Origin of the sequence: Mucilaginibacter sp. MD40 (assembly GCF_002288635.1) — a bacterium.
Classification (GTDB): domain Bacteria; phylum Bacteroidota; class Bacteroidia; order Sphingobacteriales; family Sphingobacteriaceae; genus Mucilaginibacter.
Genome location: NZ_NRSW01000001.1, coordinates 706,364 through 724,895, shown reverse-complemented (window position 1 = coordinate 724,895; position 18,532 = coordinate 706,364). Strand labels below are relative to the sequence as shown.

17 protein-coding genes and 1 pseudogene are annotated in these 18,532 nt (G+C 46.9%); 9 read left to right on the top strand and 9 right to left on the bottom strand.

The annotated features are described in order from the left end of the window. Window positions 1-27 precede the first annotated feature (27 nt). Both CKK33_RS03250 and CKK33_RS03245 read left to right on the top strand, forming a co-directional pair. A complete protein-coding gene (locus tag CKK33_RS03250; protein WP_095702732.1) occupies window positions 28-342 on the top strand; it encodes a YbaB/EbfC family nucleoid-associated protein in 315 nt (104 codons plus the stop codon). A 27-nt stretch (window positions 343-369) separates the two neighbouring features. Then, complete coding sequence (locus CKK33_RS03245) at window positions 370-1,047, top strand: metal-dependent hydrolase (protein ID WP_095702731.1); 678 nt, start codon at window positions 370-372, stop codon at window positions 1,045-1,047. Between the two features lie 83 nt (window positions 1,048-1,130). Here the strand turns inward: CKK33_RS03245 and CKK33_RS03240 are convergent, their stop codons facing one another. From CKK33_RS03240 to CKK33_RS03230, 3 genes are all read right to left on the bottom strand, one after another. Then, on the bottom strand, window positions 1,131-1,310 hold the full coding sequence (locus CKK33_RS03240; RefSeq protein WP_095702730.1) for a hypothetical protein: 180 nt from the start codon (window positions 1,308-1,310) through the stop codon (window positions 1,131-1,133). Window positions 1,311-1,384: 74 nt separating this feature from the next. Continuing rightward, the gene (locus CKK33_RS03235) at window positions 1,385-2,647 is read right to left on the bottom strand and encodes a glucose-1-phosphate adenylyltransferase (protein WP_095702729.1); all 1,263 of its coding nucleotides are present in this window, start codon (window positions 2,645-2,647) and stop codon (window positions 1,385-1,387) included. Window positions 2,648-2,651: 4 nt separating this feature from the next. Further along, window positions 2,652-4,070 (bottom strand): glycogen synthase, encoded by a 1,419-nt coding sequence (locus CKK33_RS03230; protein WP_095702728.1) that lies wholly within the window; start codon window positions 4,068-4,070, stop codon window positions 2,652-2,654. Between the two features lie 317 nt (window positions 4,071-4,387). Here CKK33_RS03230 and efp point away from each other — a divergent pair, with 317 nt between their 5' ends. Further along, a complete protein-coding gene (efp, locus tag CKK33_RS03220) occupies window positions 4,388-4,951 on the top strand; it encodes an elongation factor P (protein ID WP_095702726.1) in 564 nt (187 codons plus the stop codon). Window positions 4,952-4,984: 33 nt separating this feature from the next. Here efp and mqnB read toward each other — a convergent pair whose 3' ends face one another. Beyond that, entirely contained in the window at window positions 4,985-5,521 is a 537-nt protein-coding gene (mqnB, locus tag CKK33_RS03215; protein WP_233138137.1) for a futalosine hydrolase, read from the bottom strand. 220 nt (window positions 5,522-5,741) lie between these two features. Here mqnB and CKK33_RS03210 point away from each other — a divergent pair, with 220 nt between their 5' ends. The 4 genes and pseudogenes from CKK33_RS03210 (at window position 5,742) to CKK33_RS03195 (ending at window position 11,616) form a co-directional block, all read left to right on the top strand. Next, complete coding sequence (locus CKK33_RS03210) at window positions 5,742-6,158, top strand: 6-carboxytetrahydropterin synthase (RefSeq protein ID WP_095705730.1); 417 nt, start codon at window positions 5,742-5,744, stop codon at window positions 6,156-6,158. A 9-nt stretch (window positions 6,159-6,167) separates the two neighbouring features. Continuing rightward, a pseudogene (folE, locus tag CKK33_RS03205) lies at window positions 6,168-6,805 on the top strand (GTP cyclohydrolase I FolE). A gap of 89 nt (window positions 6,806-6,894) precedes the next feature. After that, the gene (gene fabD / locus CKK33_RS03200) at window positions 6,895-7,782 is read left to right on the top strand and encodes an ACP S-malonyltransferase (protein WP_095702724.1); all 888 of its coding nucleotides are present in this window, start codon (window positions 6,895-6,897) and stop codon (window positions 7,780-7,782) included. A 69-nt stretch (window positions 7,783-7,851) separates the two neighbouring features. Further along, on the top strand, window positions 7,852-11,616 hold the full coding sequence (locus CKK33_RS03195) for an ATP-binding protein (RefSeq protein WP_095702723.1): 3,765 nt from the start codon (window positions 7,852-7,854) through the stop codon (window positions 11,614-11,616). Here the strand turns inward: CKK33_RS03195 and CKK33_RS03190 are convergent. Beyond that, on the bottom strand, window positions 11,599-12,609 hold the full coding sequence (locus tag CKK33_RS03190; protein WP_095702722.1) for a dipeptide epimerase: 1,011 nt from the start codon (window positions 12,607-12,609) through the stop codon (window positions 11,599-11,601). The genes CKK33_RS03195 and CKK33_RS03190 overlap by 18 nt on opposite strands. Before the next feature lie 54 nt (window positions 12,610-12,663). Here CKK33_RS03190 and CKK33_RS03185 point away from each other — a divergent pair, with 54 nt between their 5' ends. Next, on the top strand, window positions 12,664-13,653 hold the full coding sequence (locus tag CKK33_RS03185) for a hypothetical protein (RefSeq protein ID WP_095702721.1): 990 nt from the start codon (window positions 12,664-12,666) through the stop codon (window positions 13,651-13,653). Here CKK33_RS03185 and CKK33_RS03180 read toward each other — a convergent pair. Genes CKK33_RS03180 through CKK33_RS03165 form a run of 4 tightly spaced genes read right to left on the bottom strand, consistent with a single transcriptional unit; the run spans window position 13,643 to window position 17,073 of the window. Beyond that, window positions 13,643-14,254 (bottom strand): rhomboid family intramembrane serine protease, encoded by a 612-nt coding sequence (locus tag CKK33_RS03180; RefSeq protein ID WP_095702720.1) that lies wholly within the window; start codon window positions 14,252-14,254, stop codon window positions 13,643-13,645. The two genes, CKK33_RS03185 and CKK33_RS03180, sit on opposite strands and share 11 nt — an antisense overlap. Further along, on the bottom strand, window positions 14,251-15,996 hold the full coding sequence (locus CKK33_RS03175) for a M14 family zinc carboxypeptidase (RefSeq protein ID WP_095702719.1): 1,746 nt from the start codon (window positions 15,994-15,996) through the stop codon (window positions 14,251-14,253). The genes CKK33_RS03180 and CKK33_RS03175 overlap by 4 nt, the downstream gene beginning before the upstream one ends. 5 nt (window positions 15,997-16,001) lie before the next feature. Beyond that, entirely contained in the window at window positions 16,002-16,352 is a 351-nt protein-coding gene (locus CKK33_RS03170) for an MmcQ/YjbR family DNA-binding protein (RefSeq protein WP_095702718.1), read from the bottom strand. A 1-nt stretch (window position 16,353) separates the two neighbouring features. Next, window positions 16,354-17,073, bottom strand: a complete 720-nt coding sequence (locus tag CKK33_RS03165; protein WP_095702717.1) for an outer membrane beta-barrel protein — start codon at window positions 17,071-17,073, stop codon at window positions 16,354-16,356. An 88-nt stretch (window positions 17,074-17,161) separates the two neighbouring features. Between CKK33_RS03165 and pepT the strand changes: the two genes are divergently transcribed. Next, the gene (pepT, locus tag CKK33_RS03160; RefSeq protein WP_095702716.1) at window positions 17,162-18,481 is read left to right on the top strand and encodes a peptidase T; all 1,320 of its coding nucleotides are present in this window, start codon (window positions 17,162-17,164) and stop codon (window positions 18,479-18,481) included. Window positions 18,482-18,532 lie beyond the last annotated feature (51 nt).

Here is an 18,532-nt window from a genome sequence, read left to right as displayed (position 1 = left end):
TCCCCCTTTAGGGGGTTAGGGGGTATCATGTTTGATAAATTAATGGAAGCCCAGCAAAAGGCTGGCGAGGTAAAAAAACGATTAGACGCGATCACGGTTACCGGTATGGCCGAAGGCGGTAAGATCACCGTACAGGCTAATGGCAACAAAGTAATTAAATCCATCGCTGTTGACGAGGCGTTTTTAAAAGAAGCCGATAAGGAAGAATTGGAAGAACTGTTGGTAGTAGCCGTTAACAAAGCGCTGGAACAGGCAGAGAATGTAAGCCAGAGCGAAATGGCCGCCATGACCAGTGCTATGCTGGGTGGCATGGGCGGCTTGGGCAGCCTTTTTGGCAAATAACTTGCTAAGCATCTGTAAAAAAATACTATGAAACTCACTTATTATGGTCAGTCGACACTGGAAATAGTTGTTGGCGGCAAAACATTATTATTCGATCCGTTTATTACAGGTAACCCGCTGGCAAAGGATATTGACGTAAATAGCCTGAAGCCGGATTATATCCTGGTATCACACGGCCACGGCGACCACGTAGGCGACTTGATTGATATTGCCAAACGCACAAGCGCAAAAGTGATCTGCATTGCCGAAATAGCCAATTGGCTGGGCACTAAAGGTGTTGAAAACGTACACGGCATGAACATTGGCGGCGCCTTCAATTTTGAGTTTGGCCGTGTAAAAATGGTAAATGCTATCCACTCCAGCGCGTTGCCTGATGGCTCAAACGGTGGTAACCCTGCAGGTTTTGTAGTTTACGGCGATAGCCAAACCATTTATTTTGCAGGCGATACCGCGTTAACTTATGATATGAAGTTACTGGAAGACGAGAACATTGACTGGGCACTGTTGCCTATTGGCGACAATTATACCATGGGTGCCGATGATGCCATTAAGGCCGCCGGGTTTGTGAATTGTAAAAATATTGTAGGTATACATTATGATTCGTTCCCGGTAATTAAGATAAACAAGGACGAGGTTACCGAGAAATTCATTAAAGCCGGGCTTAACCTTAAGCTGCCGGCAGTTGGCGAAAGCATAGAACTGTAAACGCTCATTGCCATAAAACCAAAAAGGCCCTGCAAAAATTTTGCAGGGCCTTTTTGGTTAATAGCTACACACAACAACAAAAACTACATTTTCATGGTGTCCTTTTTAGTGGTGTCTTTCCATGGCTTTTTGTGCTTCATCTTCTTTTCCTTGTGTGTTTTGGTTTTCGAAGTGTCCTGCTGTGTTTGCACAGGCCTGGAAAAAGCATTAATGCTGCCGAACGTAATGGCGGCGACAGCAAGGGTTGCAATGGTCTTTTTCATGATTTAGTTAATTTTAGTTTTATATATAACAAATTAACTAAAAATAGTTTTTATGTGTTTTTGTTAATTTTTGGTTAAATAATAGTGCCGCTTGGTATAACTGCACGCTTTTTAATGATCACAATTCCATCCACCACGGTATAGGTAGGGAAGTCGCCATCTGGTAATTTGCTGCCGCAGTTAATAGTTACGTTATCGCCTATGTAGGTGTTTTTGTCAATAATGGCATTTTTGATACAGCACCGGTCGCCAATTCCCATGGCTGGTATATTGTTTTGCTTTGCCAGGGCAATTTCATCCAGGTTTTGATAGCTGTCGCTACCCATTACATAACAGTTCTCTATCTGCGAGTTAAAACCTACGCGGGTACGTATCCCAATAATGGAGCGTTTAACCAGGCTGGCGTTAATGATACAGCCATCCGCGATGATGGATTTTTCCATGGTAGTGCCCGATATTTTGGTAGGGGGCAGCATACGTGCACGGGTAAATATCTGGTTGCTGTTAAACAGGTTAAACTGCGGTATATCATCGGTAAGGCCCAGGTTGGCATCAAAGAACGATGGTATGGTACCAATATCTGTCCAGTAGCCTTCGTACTGGTAGCTCACCACCTTGTGCCCTACAATAGAGTGCGGGATGATCTCTTTACCAAAGTCGGTATCATCGGTATTTTCCAGCAGTTCGTAAAGCAGCTTTTTGTTAAAAATGTAGATACCCATTGAGGCCAGGTAAAGGCGGCCCTGTGCCTTCATCTCATCACTCACTTCAGATACCAGGTCCTCAAAGCCTGTTTTAGGTTTTTCCACAAACGAGGTAATGAGGCTGTTCTCATCCGTTTTTAAGATACCAAAGCCGGGCACATCATTGGCGTGTACGGGTATGGTGGCGATAGATATATCGGCATTTTTTTCAATATGCTGCTGTATCATCTCGCTGAAATCCATCTGGTACAGCTGGTCGCCGGATAGGATCAGCACGTAATCAAAATCGTGCACGTTCAGGTGGTGCAGGCTTTGCCTTACCGCGTCGGCCGTTCCCTGGAACCAGTTTCCGCTGGTGGGGGTTTGTTCGGCGGCCAGTATATCTACAAAGGCCTTGCTAAACGTGCTGAAATGGTAAGTATTTTTAATGTGCTTGTTTAACGATGCCGAGTTAAACTGGGTAAGCACAAAAATACGGTCTATGCCCGAGTGCAAACAGTTAGAGATCGGGATATCAACAAGGCGGTATTTACCTGCTATAGGTACAGCCGGCTTTGAGCGTGTTTGGGTTAGTGGCGCCAGGCGGCTGCCCTGCCCTCCCCCAAGTACAATACTGATTACTTTGGATGTCATATATCTACAAAATTAAGCTTTGGTACAAGTTTGTATATTCTTTAGCAGAGCGCCCCCATGAAAAATCAAGCGCCATCATGCGCTTACGCAGGGTTTGCATTTTACGCGTATCATCATATAAAACAACCGCCCGTGAAATGGCCAGGCTCATGTCATCTACATTTACATGGTCAAAACGTATGCCGTAGCCACCTTCTTCGCCAAAATCAATTACGGTATCGCGCAGGCCGCCGGTGCTGCGTACCATTGGCATGGTGCCGTAGCGCAGAGCATACATCTGGTTAAGGCCGCAGGGCTCCACCCGCGATGGCATCAGCAGGAAATCGGCTCCGGCATAAACCAGGTGGGCCAGGGCTTCGTCATACCCTATGAATACGGCGCATTGAGTGGGGTGCAGTTCTTTTAAAGCATTCAACTGGAGCTCGGTAGCAGGGTCGCCGGTACCCAGCACCAGGAAGTTTACCTTATCGCCATGCTCCTGTATGCTGCGCTCAATAGCAGCGGGCAGCAGGTCTGATCCTTTCTCTTCTACCAAACGGCCAATAAAGGCTACCAATGGCTTATCTGTTGAGAGGTTAAAGCGCTGGCAAAGCGCTTCCTTGTTTTGATTTTTGCCTTTGGTAACGGTGACTGCTGTAAAGTGGGCGGGTAGCATGGGATCGGTTTCGGGGTTCCAAACCTCTGTGTCAATACCGTTTAAAATGCCTACACCTTTTTGCCCTTCGAGGTAGAAAAGGTATTCGAGGCCGTTGCTGCTTAGTTCCAGCTCATGCAGGTAGCTCGGCGAAACGGTGGTATACCGCCAGCAGCATTTAACCGCGCAGGCCAGCGGGTTAATGCCGCCTGCCCATTCCAGTAAACCGGCTTTAAACATATCTATCTCGGGCAGTAAATTCAGGCGGTCCCAGCCAAAGGCGCCGTGGTACTGGCCGTTGTGTATGGTAAATACGGTGGGTACATTTGCCAGGCGGGTATACAAAGCCGAGTGATACATCATAAAAGGTACCAGCCCGGAGTGATGGTCGTGGCAGTGTACCAGGTCGGGCGTTTGCCCGCTCCAGTTTATCCAGTCCAGGAAACACAATTGAAAGGCCATGAACTGGTCGCGCTCATCAGGGTAGCTGTAAACGTTCTCACGATCGAGCAGGCCGGGTATCTTTACCAGGTAAAGCTCAAAGCCGAGTTTATTGGTTTGCTCCTTTAATATTTCAAAATAAATGCGCCGTGTGCCCAGTAAACTGGTACCCTGGAAAACCACGTCGAACGTGTTTTCCTGTACAAATTTACGGTCGTAAAAAGGCATAACCACCGCCGCGTTTAACCCTGCCTGGTTTTGGTATTTAGGCAGCGCCCCAACCACGTCGGCAAGGCCGCCAACCTTGGCCACGGGGTAGCATTCGGCACTCAGGTGAAATATTCTCATGGGCTTGATATATGGCATAAGGTAGTAAACATTTACCCAATTGAACAAACATATTATTTAAAAAATGTGTTTCAAATAATGCCAAAATTTAATTTAAAGCGTGTTTTATTTACAATGTTATTAGAAATGGCAATGTGTTGGCGCAGCCAATTAACATATTGGCAAATGCGGGTTAACATCTGCTGGCCCCTTAGGATGGTATGGGGCTTAAATACAGGGACAAGCGTTGTTTTTTTATTGCCTTGCGCTATAAAAAGCGGCGTGCTGAAAATTAAAATCAATTAGCTAATTTTGGCCTTCAAGTATTCACAAATAATATGGCAAAAGCATCTGATGTAAAAAATGGAAATATACTGCGCTTTAACGGAGAACTGGTGCAGGTAGAAGAGTTTATACACCGCACACCAGGTAACCTGCGCGCCTTTTACCAGGCACGTATGCGTAACGTTAAAACCGGTAAACTGGTGGAGTACCGTTTCCGTACCGATGAGGAGGTGGATATAGCGCGTGTGGAAACCAACGATTACCAGTACCTTTATGAAGACGGCGATTCATTGGTAATTATGGATAACGCCACTTACGACCAGCACAATGTGCCTAAAAGCCTGTTTGGCCCGGCAGTGCGTTTCCTTAAAGAGGGCATGAACGTAATTGTTGCCTTTGAAAGCGACGAAGCCATCATGGGGCAGATCCCCGGCTCGGCCGAATTGGAAATTACTTACACTGAGCCTGCCGTAAAAGGCGATACCTCAAGCGGTGCCCTTAAAATGGCTACTGTTGAAACCGGTGCCGAGATACGTGTACCTTTGTTCATTAACATTGGCGACCGTGTTAAGGTTGATACTGCTACCGGCTCATACGTAGAGCGTGCTAAAGGTTAATTATAAATTGCACAACATATATGCAAAGGCCGCTCATGAGCGGCCTTTGTTATTTAATGCCGCTAAAAGTTCCTGTGCATAGGCATTGAGGTTTTTAATAGCCGCACCTATTTGCCAGGCATCGCGGTTGCGTTTCTCCACGTAGTTGGATATGGCCCTTAACTGCATACAAGGCACACCGGCTTGCCTGCAGGCATAAAAGAAAGCTGCCCCTTCCATGCTTTCTGTTTGAACGCTTAGCCGTTGCTGCAGTTTTTGTATAGAACTTTCGTTACCATGCACGGTATTTACGGTAATGCCTGTTGCTTTTTTCGCAGGCGGCAGCGTAAGTGTATCAAGTTGATAAGTAGCTTCAAAACGGCTCTCGCCAAAGCCCATTTGCTCTATCGGTAAAAATGCGGTATCATCCTCGGCTCCCAGTTCGGCAAGCGTGTCTGTAATTACTTCCACCACTTCGCCAAGGGCAATACTCCTGTCAAAGCTGCCGGCTATACCCAGGTTAATGGCCATATCGTAGCTATTAGCGCCCAGTTCGCGGCCCAGCGCATAGGCGGTTGCCACCATTCCCACACCGGTAATGAGCAGTTTGCAGTTTGCAATTTGCAGTTGGCCTTCCTGCTCATCAATAGTTTTTTTGAATTTTGAATTTTGATTTTTGACTTTAACTCATTTACCTCAAATTCCGTGGCCGCTACCAGCAATATATTCATCCCGTTCAAAACTTTTTGCCAACTAAGATAAAACAACTCAGCATTATTTGTTTTGTATATTTGCACCACTAATTGTTATGATGATACATATCACGCGCAGAGAACATTTTAATGCCGCACACCGGATGTACCGGGAAGAGTGGAGCGCAGAAAAAAACTTTGAGGTTTTTGGTAAGTGCGCCAACCCAAACTGGCATGGCCACAACTACAACCTGTTTGTAACGGTTAAAGGTGAAATTACCCATGCTACCGGCTACCTGATCGATCTGAAAGATCTTAAAAAGATCATTAATGAATATGTGATAGAGAAGCTCGATCACAAGAATATTAATAAAGATGTGGACTTTATGGCCGGCAAAATGGCTTCGACCGAGTTGCTCACCATTGAGATATTTAACCAGTTAAAAGGACCTATTGAGGCGCATGAGGGCGTGTTCCTGCATTCTGTTAAACTATACGAAACCGAAAATAATTCTGCCGAATACTTTGGCGGATAAATACACACGATGACCGATCACGATAACATTCCGGACAGGGACGCGGGTATAAACGGCTACCAGAAAATTGACCGCTACAACCCCGAACTGATAAAAAACCTCTCGGCCCATTACCACGAAGTTTTAAAGGAGCTTGGCGAAAACCCGGAAAGGGAAGGTTTGCTGAAAACGCCTGAGCGTATGGCTAAGGCCATGCTGTACCTTACGCACGGGTACGACCTTAACGCCAAAGACATCCTTACATCGGCTATGTTTAAAGAGGAATACAGCCAGATGGTGATTGTTAAGGACATAGAAGTATACTCTATGTGCGAACACCATATGCTGCCATTTTTGGCAAGGCACACGTAGCATATATCCCTAACGGGCACGTAGTAGGTTTAAGTAAAATACCGCGCGTGGTTGATGTTTATGCCCGCCGCCTGCAGGTGCAGGAGCGTTTAACCAACGAGATACGCGATTGTATACAGCAAACGCTTAACCCAATTGGTGTTGGCGTGGTAATTGAGTGCCGCCACTTGTGCATGAGCATGCGGGGCGTACAAAAGCAAAACTCGGTAACTACCACATCGGCATTTACAGGCGAGTTTATGAAAGAAAAAACCAGAACCGAATTTTTAAACTTAATATCATCGAGGTTAAGTTAAGCCCCAATCCCCTGAAGGGGGAGCAGGATGGCTAATTAATTATATTATAAACTTTAAAATAAAACCCCCTTTAGGGGGTTGGGGGGCTAATGAAAGCATATATTTTCCCTGGGCAGGGCGCCCAGTTTCCTGGCATGGGTAAAGACCTTTACGAGCAAAGCGAGCAGGCCCGCGAACTATTTGAAAAAGCGAATGAAATTTTAGGTTTCCGCATTACCGATATTATGTTTGATGGTACCGAAGAAGACCTTAAACAAACCAGGGTTACTCAGCCTGCTATTTTCCTGCACTCTGTAATATTGGCAAAAGTAATAGGCGATGATTTTAAGCCCGATATGGTTGCCGGGCATTCACTTGGTGAGTTTTCGGCGTTGGTAGCTGCAGGCGCGCTGGCTTTTGAAGACGGCCTGCGCTTAGTAGCCGCCCGTGCCAATGCTATGCAAAAAGCCTGCGAGATACAACCCGGTACTATGGCCGCTATTTTAGCTTTGGATGATTTTACGGTAGAGGATATTTGTAAACAGGTTAGCGATGTTGTAGTGCCGGCCAACTACAACTGCCCCGGCCAGTTGGTTATTTCGGGTACGGTTGCCGGTATTGATGCGGCCTGTGAAAAAATGACTGCTGCCGGCGCCAAGCGTGCCATGAAACTGAATGTTGGCGGCGCTTTCCACTCGCCGCTGATGGAAGCGGCCCGTGTTGAACTGGAGCATGCTATTGTACATACTGCTTTTAACCAGCCGGTTTGCCCCATATATCAAAACATCGACGCGAAGCCTTACACCGATGTGGAGCACATTAAGCATAACCTGATTGCCCAGCTTACCGGCCCGGTACGCTGGACCCAAACTGTTGAGCATATGCTGGAAGATGGCGCTACCTCATTTACCGAAGTAGGGCCAGGCAAAGTGTTGCAGGGCTTAGTAAAAAAGGTAAACCGCGATGTTGCTACGGCAAGCGCCGCTATACAAGCCTAACCATATTTAAAAGCCACCGTAATGGGTGGCTTTGCTATTTCATTAACTGTTAAGTAGATCAGCCTATTTGTGTCAGCCCCAGGAAAAATACGTGTATTGCTTGCGTTACTGTTTGCCAGTTTGCTATTTACAGCAATAGCTATTGAGGGTACCTATACCCCGGCCAACAACCTGGAGCAAACGGCCAAATTTCTGGAGAACAACCTACATAAAAAAGAAAACTTTATTTACCAGGCACTTGGCAATAAAACAGTTTTTAATGAGATAAAAAATCTGCGCTCCACACCGCAAAAGGGTATACAATACATCAACGAATTTACAACCAGCAGGAGCATATGGCTGCTGGTGTATAAAAAAGGTGTTTTAAGCTTTTGGTCGGGCGCTAAAATTATCCCGCCAAACGCGGTAAAGCGTATCAAGGAGGGTTGCTCTTTTATTAAGCAACCTAACGGCTATTATGAAGCTATCCGTAAAACGGATGGCGAAACAACCGTGATGTTTTTTATACCGGTAAAGGGAAATTATCCTTTTACCAATGAGTACCTCACCAATGTTTTTGCCCGCGACCTTACCACAGACCGTAATATTGCCATTGCCGATTTTACCGATAAAGAGATTTACCCCGTACATGATGTAAACGGCGTATATCTTTTTTCGCTTAAACTGGCAAAGGGGGTAAATCACCGGTTCTTTTACCTGGTTATCGGGTTTTGGGTAATGGCCATTATTACGCTGTGTATCCTCATCAATAGTGTGGCGCAGTACATTGCCCGTAAAAACGCCTATCTGGCGCTGCTATTTCTGGCAGGTTCCATAGTGGCTATCAGGGCCATCAACCTTTGGCTGGGTATACCTACGTTTACGCAGCAGCTTAGCCTCTTTAACCCGCAGGTGTACGCTTCTTCGGCGGTTTTCCGCTCGCTGGGCGATTTTTGTATCAATATCTTATTTATATGCTGGTTTGCAGGATTCGCCTACATACAGCGGAACCGGCTCATTACCAAAACGCCAGGCAAAATAACCGGCTATGCCATTTACGGGTTTATGGTGCTTGCCCTCATCGGTACTGCGCAGGCGCTGTTAAGCGCCTTTTATGGCCTGGTGATCAACTCTAAGATCAGCTTTGATGTAAATAACATCCTTAATCTTTCGGGATTCAGCTTCCTGGGAGTGCTTATGCTGTGCTTCGCCTTCCTGCTATTCTTCCTGCTGGGCGAACTGGCCATTGCCATTTGCTTAAAGCTGGCAGTACCGTTGCAGCAGCAGGTATTTGGGCTGTTGTTGGGCGTATCGCTGGCCACCATCGTTAATACCTACTACTGGGAATTTAGCCTGTTCCACTTGCTGTGGATGCTATTGATCCTCATCAGGGGTTATTCGCACCTTTACCACGGGCGGCGCTTTACCGCGGCTACCTTTATCAGTGTAATATTGTTATGCACCGTGATATCGGCCTCAAAGCTTGATCATTTTGAGCAGATCAAGGAAAAGGCCGTGCGTAAGGTATTGATACAACGCCTGGAAATGCCCGATGACGCCATTGCCGATGGTATATTTAACCGGATAGAGAATGATATCACCAAAGATTCGCTGCTGATATCCTACTATAAAAACCCTAACCATAGCGATGATTACCTCGAAACCGGCCTGAAAAAGCAGTACTTTGACCAGTACCTTTCCAAGTATGATTTTGATGTGCATGAGTACGGGCCCGATGGGCAACCCGTATCGGTAGATAAAAGTTATTCGCTGGATGTGTTTAAGGATATGGTGGTGTATAACTCGTTCAAAGTATCCAAATATTTCTACCGCGAAAACGAGTCATTTGGCTTTCAGAGCTATTTTGCCATGCTGCCGGTAATGGAAGGGAACACCAACCTGGGTACCATTGTAATTGAGCTTAAATCCAAAACCCTGCTAACCCCCGGAGCGTTCCCCGACCTGTTGATCGACAAACAGGTGAAAGGCAGCAGCGACGAGTTTAAAAACTATTCGTTCGCTTTTTATGCGGATAACCGGCTGGTGGCCCAAAGCGGAACCTATATTTACAGCCTGCGCAACAACGAGTTTAGCGGCAAAATAAAAACATACACTACACAGGTTACCCAGGGCAGCAAAAACGGCATGACGGGCCGTTTTACCACTTACAGTCACCTGCTCTACAAACCCAGCGAACGCAACCTTATTGTGGTAACGCGTGAGGATAACGCCATATTATCCAGTATCACCGCGTTAACCTTCTTCTTTGTGGTGCTGTTATCCTTCAGTACCCTGCTCATATTGCTACGCCTCCTGTGGATAAGGGTGAAGATCCTAACCGTTAGCAACAACCGTATCAAATGGGCGTTTAAGATAAATTTTGATAAGATACTTTACCGCACACGCATCCAGTTTTCTATGATATTCGCGGTAGTAATTACACTGATACTGGTGGGTATCATCACCTTCGTTTCCATCAGCTCGCAATACCAGAGCCAGCAGGAGACTCTGATACGTACCAAGATTTTGCAGATAGCGGCCGCTTTTGAGGTTGGCCCCCTTACCGACCGTATACAGCATATTAACGAGCAGGCCCAGATCAGTTTTGATGAGCTGGCCAACACTTACTCTGCCGACCTGAGTTTGTTTGATGTGAACGGGACGCTGCTTATGAGCACCCAGCCCAAAATTTATGATTACGGCCTGCAAGCCCGGCAAATGAACGGCCGCGCTTTTATTAACCTGCATGGCCTTCAAAAATCGGAGATACTGAACGATGAAAAGATAGGCTTGCTTAATTACAAAGCGGCTTACACGCCCATACGCAACATTAAGCACGAAACCATCGCTTATTTACAGTTGCCGTATTTTGCCAACGAGGCCGATTATACCGAGCGGATAGGCTCCCTGCTTAACATCATGATTAACGTTTATGCGCTGGTATTTATCGCCATTGGGTTGTTCGCGGTAATAATTGCCCGGCAAATAACCGCGCCGCTTAACTTTATCCAGTACAGTTTGAGTAAAACCATTTACGGGAAAAAGAACGAGCCAATTAAATGGAACCGCGACGATGAGATCGGCGCGCTGGTAAAGGAATATAATAACATGATTGCCGCACTGGAGCAAAGCGCCCAGAAACTGGCCCAGTCTGAAAGAGAATCGGCCTGGCGCGAAATGGCCAAGCAGGTGGCGCATGAAATTAAAAATCCGCTCACCCCGCTAAAGCTGGGCTTGCAACTGCTGGATAAATCATGGAAGGATAAGGACCCTAAATTTGACCAGAAGTTTGAGCGTTTCAGTAAATCATTTGTGGAGCAGATAGAGAGCTTATCGTCAATAGCTTCGGAATTCTCGGCCTTTGCCAAGATGCCCGATACCCGCATAGAGCGCATTAACATATTTGATATCCTTAACCAGGCTACTACCATTTTTAAACAAATGGACAATGTGCAGATCACTTACCAACCGCCTGAGCAGCCGTTTATGATAGATGCCGACCGTGACCAGTTGCTGCGCTGCTTTAATAACCTGCTTAAAAATGCCATTGAGGCTACGCCCGAAGATAAACGCTGCGAGATCGACATCAATTACCTCATCACCAGCAAAAATATCCTGTTAACCATAAAAGATAACGGTAGCGGCATTCCCGAAAACATGCGCGAGAAGATATTTGAGCCCAATTTCACTACTAAAAGTTCGGGTACCGGCCTGGGCCTCGTATTTGTGAAAAACTCTATTGAGAATGCCAACGGTAAAGTTTGGTTTGATACCGTAATGGATGCCGGTACTACATTTTACCTTAGCTTCCCTGCTTCTATGAGCGATGGGGGCTCATCAGGCGCGCAGGCCTAAACCCGGTTCATTGCGCAACACCCAGCGGCCATCCTCAAATGCAGGCGCCGGGTAGGGGTTGTTGGAAACCAGCAGGGGGCCATCAAGATCGGCCCAGTCACACTGCGGGGCCAGCGCGGCGGCGGCGAGGGTGGCGCAACTGGTTTCGCTCATGCAGCCGATGAGTATCTTTAAGCCCAGTGCACGGGCTTTATCAACCATTTGCTTCGCTTCATACAGTCCGGCAGATTTCATGAGTTTAATATTAATTCCGTGGTAGGCACCGGCAGCTTTTTCCACATCGGCAAGGCGCTGTACGGCCTCATCGGCAATGATGGGTATGGGGCTGTTGGCGGTGAGCCAGGCGTTACCATCAATATCGGTTTTAAGCATGGGCTGCTCTATCAGCTGCACACCTTGCTCCTGCAGCCAGTAAATGAGGTCGAGGCTTTGCTGCCGGTCTGTCCAGCCCTGGTTGGCATCTACATACAGCGGCTTATCGGTAATTGAGCGGATGGTTTGTATGAGCTCTTTATCACTATCGCGGCCCAATTTTACTTTAATTACTTTTGCTTCTGGCGCCTCCTGTATCTTTTGAATGATGATCTCTTTGGTGTCAATCCCCACCGTGTAGCTGGTAACGGGCATCAGGCCAGGGTTACCGCCCAGTAGCTGCCAGCAGGGTTTGTTTTGCAGTTTGCCATCCAGGTCATGCAGGGCAATATCAATGGCGGCTTTAACGGCGGGGTTACCCGGCGCTATGCTATCCAGATAAGTGATAATCTCCGCATAGTTAAACGGATAGGTAAAACGTGTTACATCTACCCGGTTCAGGAAAGCTGTGGCCGTTTCCACGCTCTCGCCCATATACGGCACCATGGAAGCTTCGCCATAACCGGTTTGGCCCTCGTGGGTAAGCTGCACCAGCATGAGCGGGGTAGCGTTACGCGAGAATTTCGCTATGGTAAACGTGTGTTTAAGTAAAAGTTCGTATGGGCGGTAAGTAAGCTGCATGTCAAATATCAAAGCTAAAACTTTAATTTTATCCTACTGTGTATCTTTGCGCTTATGCCGCCAAAAATTTACGCGCCGTTTGAACGTTTTAACTTCAGTAACAAAACCTGTTTCCTAAGCGGGGAACCACTCAGCAGCGATGAAGAAAAAATACAGGTTTTCCCCCAATGGCTTATGAGCCGTTATGGGTTAGAAGACCAACCCTTCAAACTGCTCGATGAAACCATAGCCACCTATAAAGACCTTAAGCTGCCCTGCTCTGCAGGTATCAATAACGATTTCATGGAACCGCTGGAGCAGGAAGTAGCCGCCGCTTTTAACAAAGGATATGAAGGTATAAAACAGCTGGATGAGCTAAAGTTGTTTCAGTGGGCGGGTAAGCTTTTGTATGGCATTATCTTTAACGAGATACAGGCAGGCATCCGGCTGATGCATGCGCAGGGCGAGGAATTCAGCATGTCGCAGTCTATTCTTTTAAAATTCAGCCAGTTGCACCTCATGCTGCAAAGTATTAACCTGCCGTTGATATTTGAGGATTTTAAGCCTTTCAGCCTTTTTCTGTTTAAGGTGAACAACAAGCCGGAGGAGTTTGGCTACCGCGATGAGATAAACACCCAAACCCTCGCTTTACGGGTAAATGATTTTGGCTTACTGATATGCCTGCAGGATAACGCCGCCAACTATTATTATCATAAAAAGATATACGACCAGCTAAAGGACGATACCCTGCACCCTATACAGTTTGAAGAATTTAGCGGACGGGTTTTTTACTCCAATTACCTGTTTAACCGCCTGCCCGAGTATAACATACTACCGGTTAACGACGAGATATACATTGAGGAAATGCCACTGCGCGGACTAAGCAGCAAGTCGCTTTTTGATGAATGGCAGAATAAGACCTACGGCCAGGTGCTGGAAAACTTCTGGAAGAACTGGGGTTTTCTGCTGCTGGAGATCATCAAGAACCCGGAGCGGCCAATGAGTTTTCTGTTTGACGAAGCCGGCAACAAAATACCGGCGCAAAGCATCAGTCTTAGCCTCTGAATTTTCCGATCAGTTCGTTCAATACCTCGTGGTGCAGTGCAAAGGTGATAATGATGCCGCTTATGGCACCAAAAAAGTGCGCGTCGTGGTTAATGTTATCGCGCGCGTGCTTAGAGGCATAATGGCAATATACCAGGTACAGGATGCCAAATATCCATGCCGGGATATGAATGGGTAAAAACAGCAGCCCCATTTGCGCCGTAGGTTCAAACAGGATAAAGCTAAAGATAACCGCGCTAATGGCACCCGAAGCACCCAGGCTGTTATACCAGAGGTCATTCCTGTGTTTTTGTATGGTAGGCAGGTCGCTTAATATCAAGCTTAAAACATAGAGCAGGCCAAACTGCCAGTGCCCCAGCATCACCTCAAGCTGAAAGGCGAAAAAATAATACGACAACATGTTAAAGAACAGGTGGTTCCAGTCTTTATGGATAAGCCCGCTGGTAATAATGGTATAAACCTTATACCCGCGCGATACATTGTAAGGGTTAAGGATAAGGTTACCGTACAGGTTCTCGTTATAAAAGGCCCATAAAGAGGTAGCCAGTGTTATAGCAAATATGATAGAGGCCACCGGGGCGTATTGCAAATATTCAATCATTTTACAAGATCAAGTTGGGGGTTAGTTAATAGCCTGGCTACCGGGTAACGCAGGTACGTTTTTTCAAAATAGGGCGAATTGCGGTACACCCAGTTCAGCTGCGCTGCCGCGCTGCCTGCCAGTTTAGCATCTGCGGCTTTGGCTTCATCCAGTTTTTTTCTCAGCGCGGGGTCTTCTTGAAGCATTTTGGCGGCAACATCCTCAAAAACGTAATCAGAGAAATATTCCTTTTGCCCCAGTATGCTATCAAAAAAGTTCCAGGCGAAGAAAGAATCCACGCCCTGCGGCTCAAGGGTTTCTACTATGTACCGATTAATGGGCTGGTTTACATATACTACATAATCGCCCTGGTAAAACTTAACCGGCATGGTAACCGGGTTAAGCTGCGCGTTGCTGTGCAGGTAATGGCCTTCGTATGGGCGGTTGCCGGTTTTGTAATCAGTTAGGTAATACATCTGCGGGGTAAGCGTAGTATCATGCGCCAGGCGGCTCATGGCTACTTTGTTCAGTTTCAGCAGTTCAATTACCTTGCCCCAGGCCTGTGGTATGATGTAGGCTACAGGTTTAGTCGCGCTGGCAATGGCCTTGTAGGTATTATAAAACTTGATAGTTTTTGTATAAGGCTCGTTGCGATCGTAATAAAGGCGTTTTAAGCCGCTCACCTCGCTGGTTTTGTATTTGGCGGCATAACCCTTAAAAGTAATGGTATCTACCCGGATTTCGTCAAGCGCCCAATTCAGGGCGAAGGTTTGCTGCCGTGCCACCTCAGTATCTACCTGCTTTTTGTTGCTGACCAGCAGGCTGGCATCGCGGCGGCAAATATCTACCAACTGTTGTATAAAATAATAGGTGGCCCAAACCCGCTTGTCAAATGGTTTCAGCATATGCGTTTCCGTCATGTAGCTGATGATGTTGTGCTGCGCCGCATAACCGGTAGAAAAGCGGGGCGTTTCCATAAAGCTCACAATGCCGCTATCCGGCAGGCCCTGCTCGCCCGCGCCGTAAGGGATCATTTCAAAGCCTTTTTTCTTCATGCCTTTGTACAGGTCGGGTGTTAATACCTTATCCGTGTAGGCGGCCAGCCTGGGGTTTTGCTTGTCTTTCTGCGTTTCAATCAGCGTCATTACATACTGGTAATCGGCGCCATCACTGGTGTGGGTATCTAAAAGCACCTCGGGCTGCCAGGTGTTCAGGATCTGCGCAAAGGCCAGGGCGTTACGGCTATCAGCCTTGATAAAATCGCGGTTAAGGTCAAGGTTGCGGTAATTACCCCTAAAACCATAGGCGCGCGGCCCGTTCTGGTTTACACGCGAAACGCCGCGGTTAAGGCTGCCATCAATATTATAAAAAGCGACAAAGCACACTACCACGTTGTTGGGCAGCTGGTTGTTTTTCAGCAGGTCGCGTACCAGCATCATGCTCGCATCAATCCCTTCGGGCTCGCCGGGGTGTATGCCGTTATTTACCAGCAGTACACATTTGCCCTGCTTTTTAATGAGCGCCGGGTCAAAAACCTTGTCTTTTGAGAGCACTATCAGCGTTAGCGGTTTACCGGCATCTGTACTGCCATAGTTAAACAGGCGCATTTGCGGCTGCTTAGCCGCGAGGCTTTTGTAGTAAGCTATTACCTGGTGATAAGTGGCGGTATAATTTTTATCGGGACTTTGCTCAAAGGGGGTAAGCTGCGCGTGGGCTAACAGGCCTGATAAGAGCGGAACGAGAAACAGGAACGCTTTTTTCATCAGTGCTACAGGTTGGATATCTCCTCGCGTAATTTTTTTGGTAATGAAGCAAATACCAGTTCATAAGAATGGTCTATCATTTCGCGGAGCTGTTTATTGGTAAGCGAGCCATCTGTACGTACGGTGTTCCAGTGCTTTTTGTTCATATGGTAGCCGTGCATCACCTCGCTGAACTGCTCTCGTAGCTCAATGGCCTTTTCGGGGTCGCACTTTACGTTGAAGCTGTGATCATTGAGGCCGGTTAGCAAAAATACTTTATCGCCCACCTTGAAAACCAGGGTATCCTCGCCAAAGGGGAAGCTTTCAGTAACGCCGGGTTTAGCAAGGCAATAGTCGCGCAGGTCTTCAATATGCATATCAGTATCCCTTTATGTCTTTGTCGTAAGTGCTCTGGCCGCCAAAGTTTACTTTAAGGCCCACGGTGATCTGGCGATACTGATCGGGTGCGTTGTTCTTGAACTTGCTTGACGGATCCGCGTAACCATCCAGCCCTTCGCCAAAGGTGATGTTGTGCTGGTAGCCGATATCCAGCCTTACGTTGGGCTGCCCGTATTCGTTATAAAACTTAAACTCATAGCCTACCCGCAGCGGAACGATCAGGTTAATGCTTGTATTCTGCCCGGGGAACTTATAAGTAGGGTCGAGCAGGCTGTACTCGTTGCGGTTTACATTATTGTAGATACCCCCCACACCTATACCCGCGTAAAAATTCTTTACCACATTTAAAAACGCGTTTCGCTCATAATCAACAAATTCGCCCAGTTGCGCGTCCATATGCAGTATGAGCGCTTTGTAGTCGTTACTGAAACGGCGGGTGTCCTTATCTTCGGCAACGGTATTCCCGCCCCCAGATAATTTACCGAATTGAAACTCTAAACCTATCGGCACATAGGGTGTATAATAATAATTAAAGGTTAGGGCGTATGACTTGTTCTGGTACTCATTTTTAAGGTCGGCGTTTGGTTTGTTTAAACTCGCGCTTACGCCAATACCTAATGAAGCGTAATTTAAGCTGTTTTGCGCCTTGGCCTGGTTAAACGCGGCGGCCAGTAGCAGAATTAAAATATACTTTTTCAATGAATTTGTATGTTTGGTAATTGCTGTTTGTACCGGCCGTTACACGGCTTAGGGCGACCGGTAAATTTTTTACTAATATAAGTTTTCTATGGATTTTAAAACACCGCTAAATTATACGGTTACTGATAGATTTTTAAAATATGTGACCATTGATACGCAGTCGGACCCGGCATCGCCAACCATCCCGTCTACCGAAAAGCAGAAGGACCTGGGCAGGCTATTGGTAAGCGAGTTGTTGGACATGGGGGTAACCGACGCGCACCTTGATGAATATGGTTATGTTTATGCCACCATCCCAGCCAATACGGATAAGCCCGATGTGCCGGTGATTTGTTTCTGCTCGCACATGGATACCGCTCCTGATTGCAGCGGAACCGGTGTTAAGCCCATCATCCATAAAAATTACCAAGGGAAAGACATTACGCTGCCGGATGATACGACACAGGTACTGAAAATGAGTGAGCACCCTGATCTGAAGAACCAGATAGGTAACGATATTATCACGGCATCGGGCACTACACTTTTAGGGGCGGATAACAAGGCCGGCGTAGCCGAGATTATGGATGCGTGCTACCAGTTAATGAACCACCCGGAGATCAAACACGGCACCATAAAAATATTGTTTACGCCTGACGAGGAGATAGGCAGGGGCGTGGATAAGGCCGATATTGCCAAAATAGGCGCGTTTGCCTGCTACACCATGGATGGCGAGAGCGCAGGCAATATGGAAAATGAAACTTTTAGCGCTGACGGCGCACGCCTTACCATTAACGGGGTGAGCAGCCACCCGGGTTTTGCCAAAGGTAAAATGGAAAGCGCTATAAAAATTGCCGGGCAGATCATCGCGGCCTTGCCTGATGATCTGTCGCCAGAGCATACCGAAGGCATGCAGGGTTTTGTACATCCCGTTGATATAAGCGGCCATGTAGAAACGGCGATCATTGATTTTATTATCCGCGATTTCGAAGACGCGAACCTGCCTAAGCATGCAGACACTATAAGAAAAGTAGTTGATGAAGTGCTGAAACGTTTCCCAAATTCCAGCTATACGCTGGAAACCCATGAACAGTACCGCAACATGAAACATGTGCTGGCAAAACACCCGGAGATAGTAGAATATGGTATGGAAGCAATTCGACGCGCCGGTTTAGAAGCTAAGCTCTGCAGCATACGCGGCGGTACCGATGGCTCCAGGTTATCATTCATGGGTTTGCCCAGTCCTAATATTTTTGCCGGCGAGCATGCTTTTCATGGTAAGCAGGAATGGGTATCGGTACAGGATATGCAAAAGGCGGTAGATACCATTTTGCATTTATGCGAGGTTTGGGAAGCCCCCCAGCCCCCTGAAGGGGGAGCTGGAGAAAAATCTGTCTTAATGAATAATAAAAAAAGGCCGAATGATATATAATCATCCGGCCTTTCTTGTAACGTCTTCAACTCCTGTTCCCCCTTTAAGGGG

What these genes read in the sequence shown, in the direction of transcription:
- CKK33_RS03250 (WP_095702732.1), top strand. Translation starts at nt 28, where the DNA reads ATGTTTGATAAATTAATGGAAGCCCAGCAAAAGGCTGGCGAGGTAAAA.
- CKK33_RS03245 (WP_095702731.1), top strand. Translation starts at nt 370, where the DNA reads ATGAAACTCACTTATTATGGTCAGTCGACACTGGAAATAGTTGTTGGC.
- CKK33_RS03240 (WP_095702730.1), bottom strand. Translation starts at nt 1,310, where the DNA reads ATGAAAAAGACCATTGCAACCCTTGCTGTCGCCGCCATTACGTTCGGC.
- CKK33_RS03235 (WP_095702729.1), bottom strand. Translation starts at nt 2,647, where the DNA reads ATGACATCCAAAGTAATCAGTATTGTACTTGGGGGAGGGCAGGGCAGC.
- CKK33_RS03230 (WP_095702728.1), bottom strand. Translation starts at nt 4,070, where the DNA reads ATGAGAATATTTCACCTGAGTGCCGAATGCTACCCCGTGGCCAAGGTT.
- efp (WP_095702726.1), top strand. Translation starts at nt 4,388, where the DNA reads ATGGCAAAAGCATCTGATGTAAAAAATGGAAATATACTGCGCTTTAAC.
- CKK33_RS03210 (WP_095705730.1), top strand. Translation starts at nt 5,742, where the DNA reads ATGATACATATCACGCGCAGAGAACATTTTAATGCCGCACACCGGATG.
- fabD (WP_095702724.1), top strand. Translation starts at nt 6,895, where the DNA reads ATGAAAGCATATATTTTCCCTGGGCAGGGCGCCCAGTTTCCTGGCATG.
- CKK33_RS03190 (WP_095702722.1), bottom strand. Translation starts at nt 12,609, where the DNA reads ATGCAGCTTACTTACCGCCCATACGAACTTTTACTTAAACACACGTTT.
- CKK33_RS03185 (WP_095702721.1), top strand. Translation starts at nt 12,664, where the DNA reads ATGCCGCCAAAAATTTACGCGCCGTTTGAACGTTTTAACTTCAGTAAC.
- CKK33_RS03180 (WP_095702720.1), bottom strand. Translation starts at nt 14,254, where the DNA reads ATGATTGAATATTTGCAATACGCCCCGGTGGCCTCTATCATATTTGCT.
- CKK33_RS03175 (WP_095702719.1), bottom strand. Translation starts at nt 15,996, where the DNA reads ATGAAAAAAGCGTTCCTGTTTCTCGTTCCGCTCTTATCAGGCCTGTTA.
- CKK33_RS03170 (WP_095702718.1), bottom strand. Translation starts at nt 16,352, where the DNA reads ATGCATATTGAAGACCTGCGCGACTATTGCCTTGCTAAACCCGGCGTT.
- pepT (WP_095702716.1), top strand. Translation starts at nt 17,162, where the DNA reads ATGGATTTTAAAACACCGCTAAATTATACGGTTACTGATAGATTTTTA.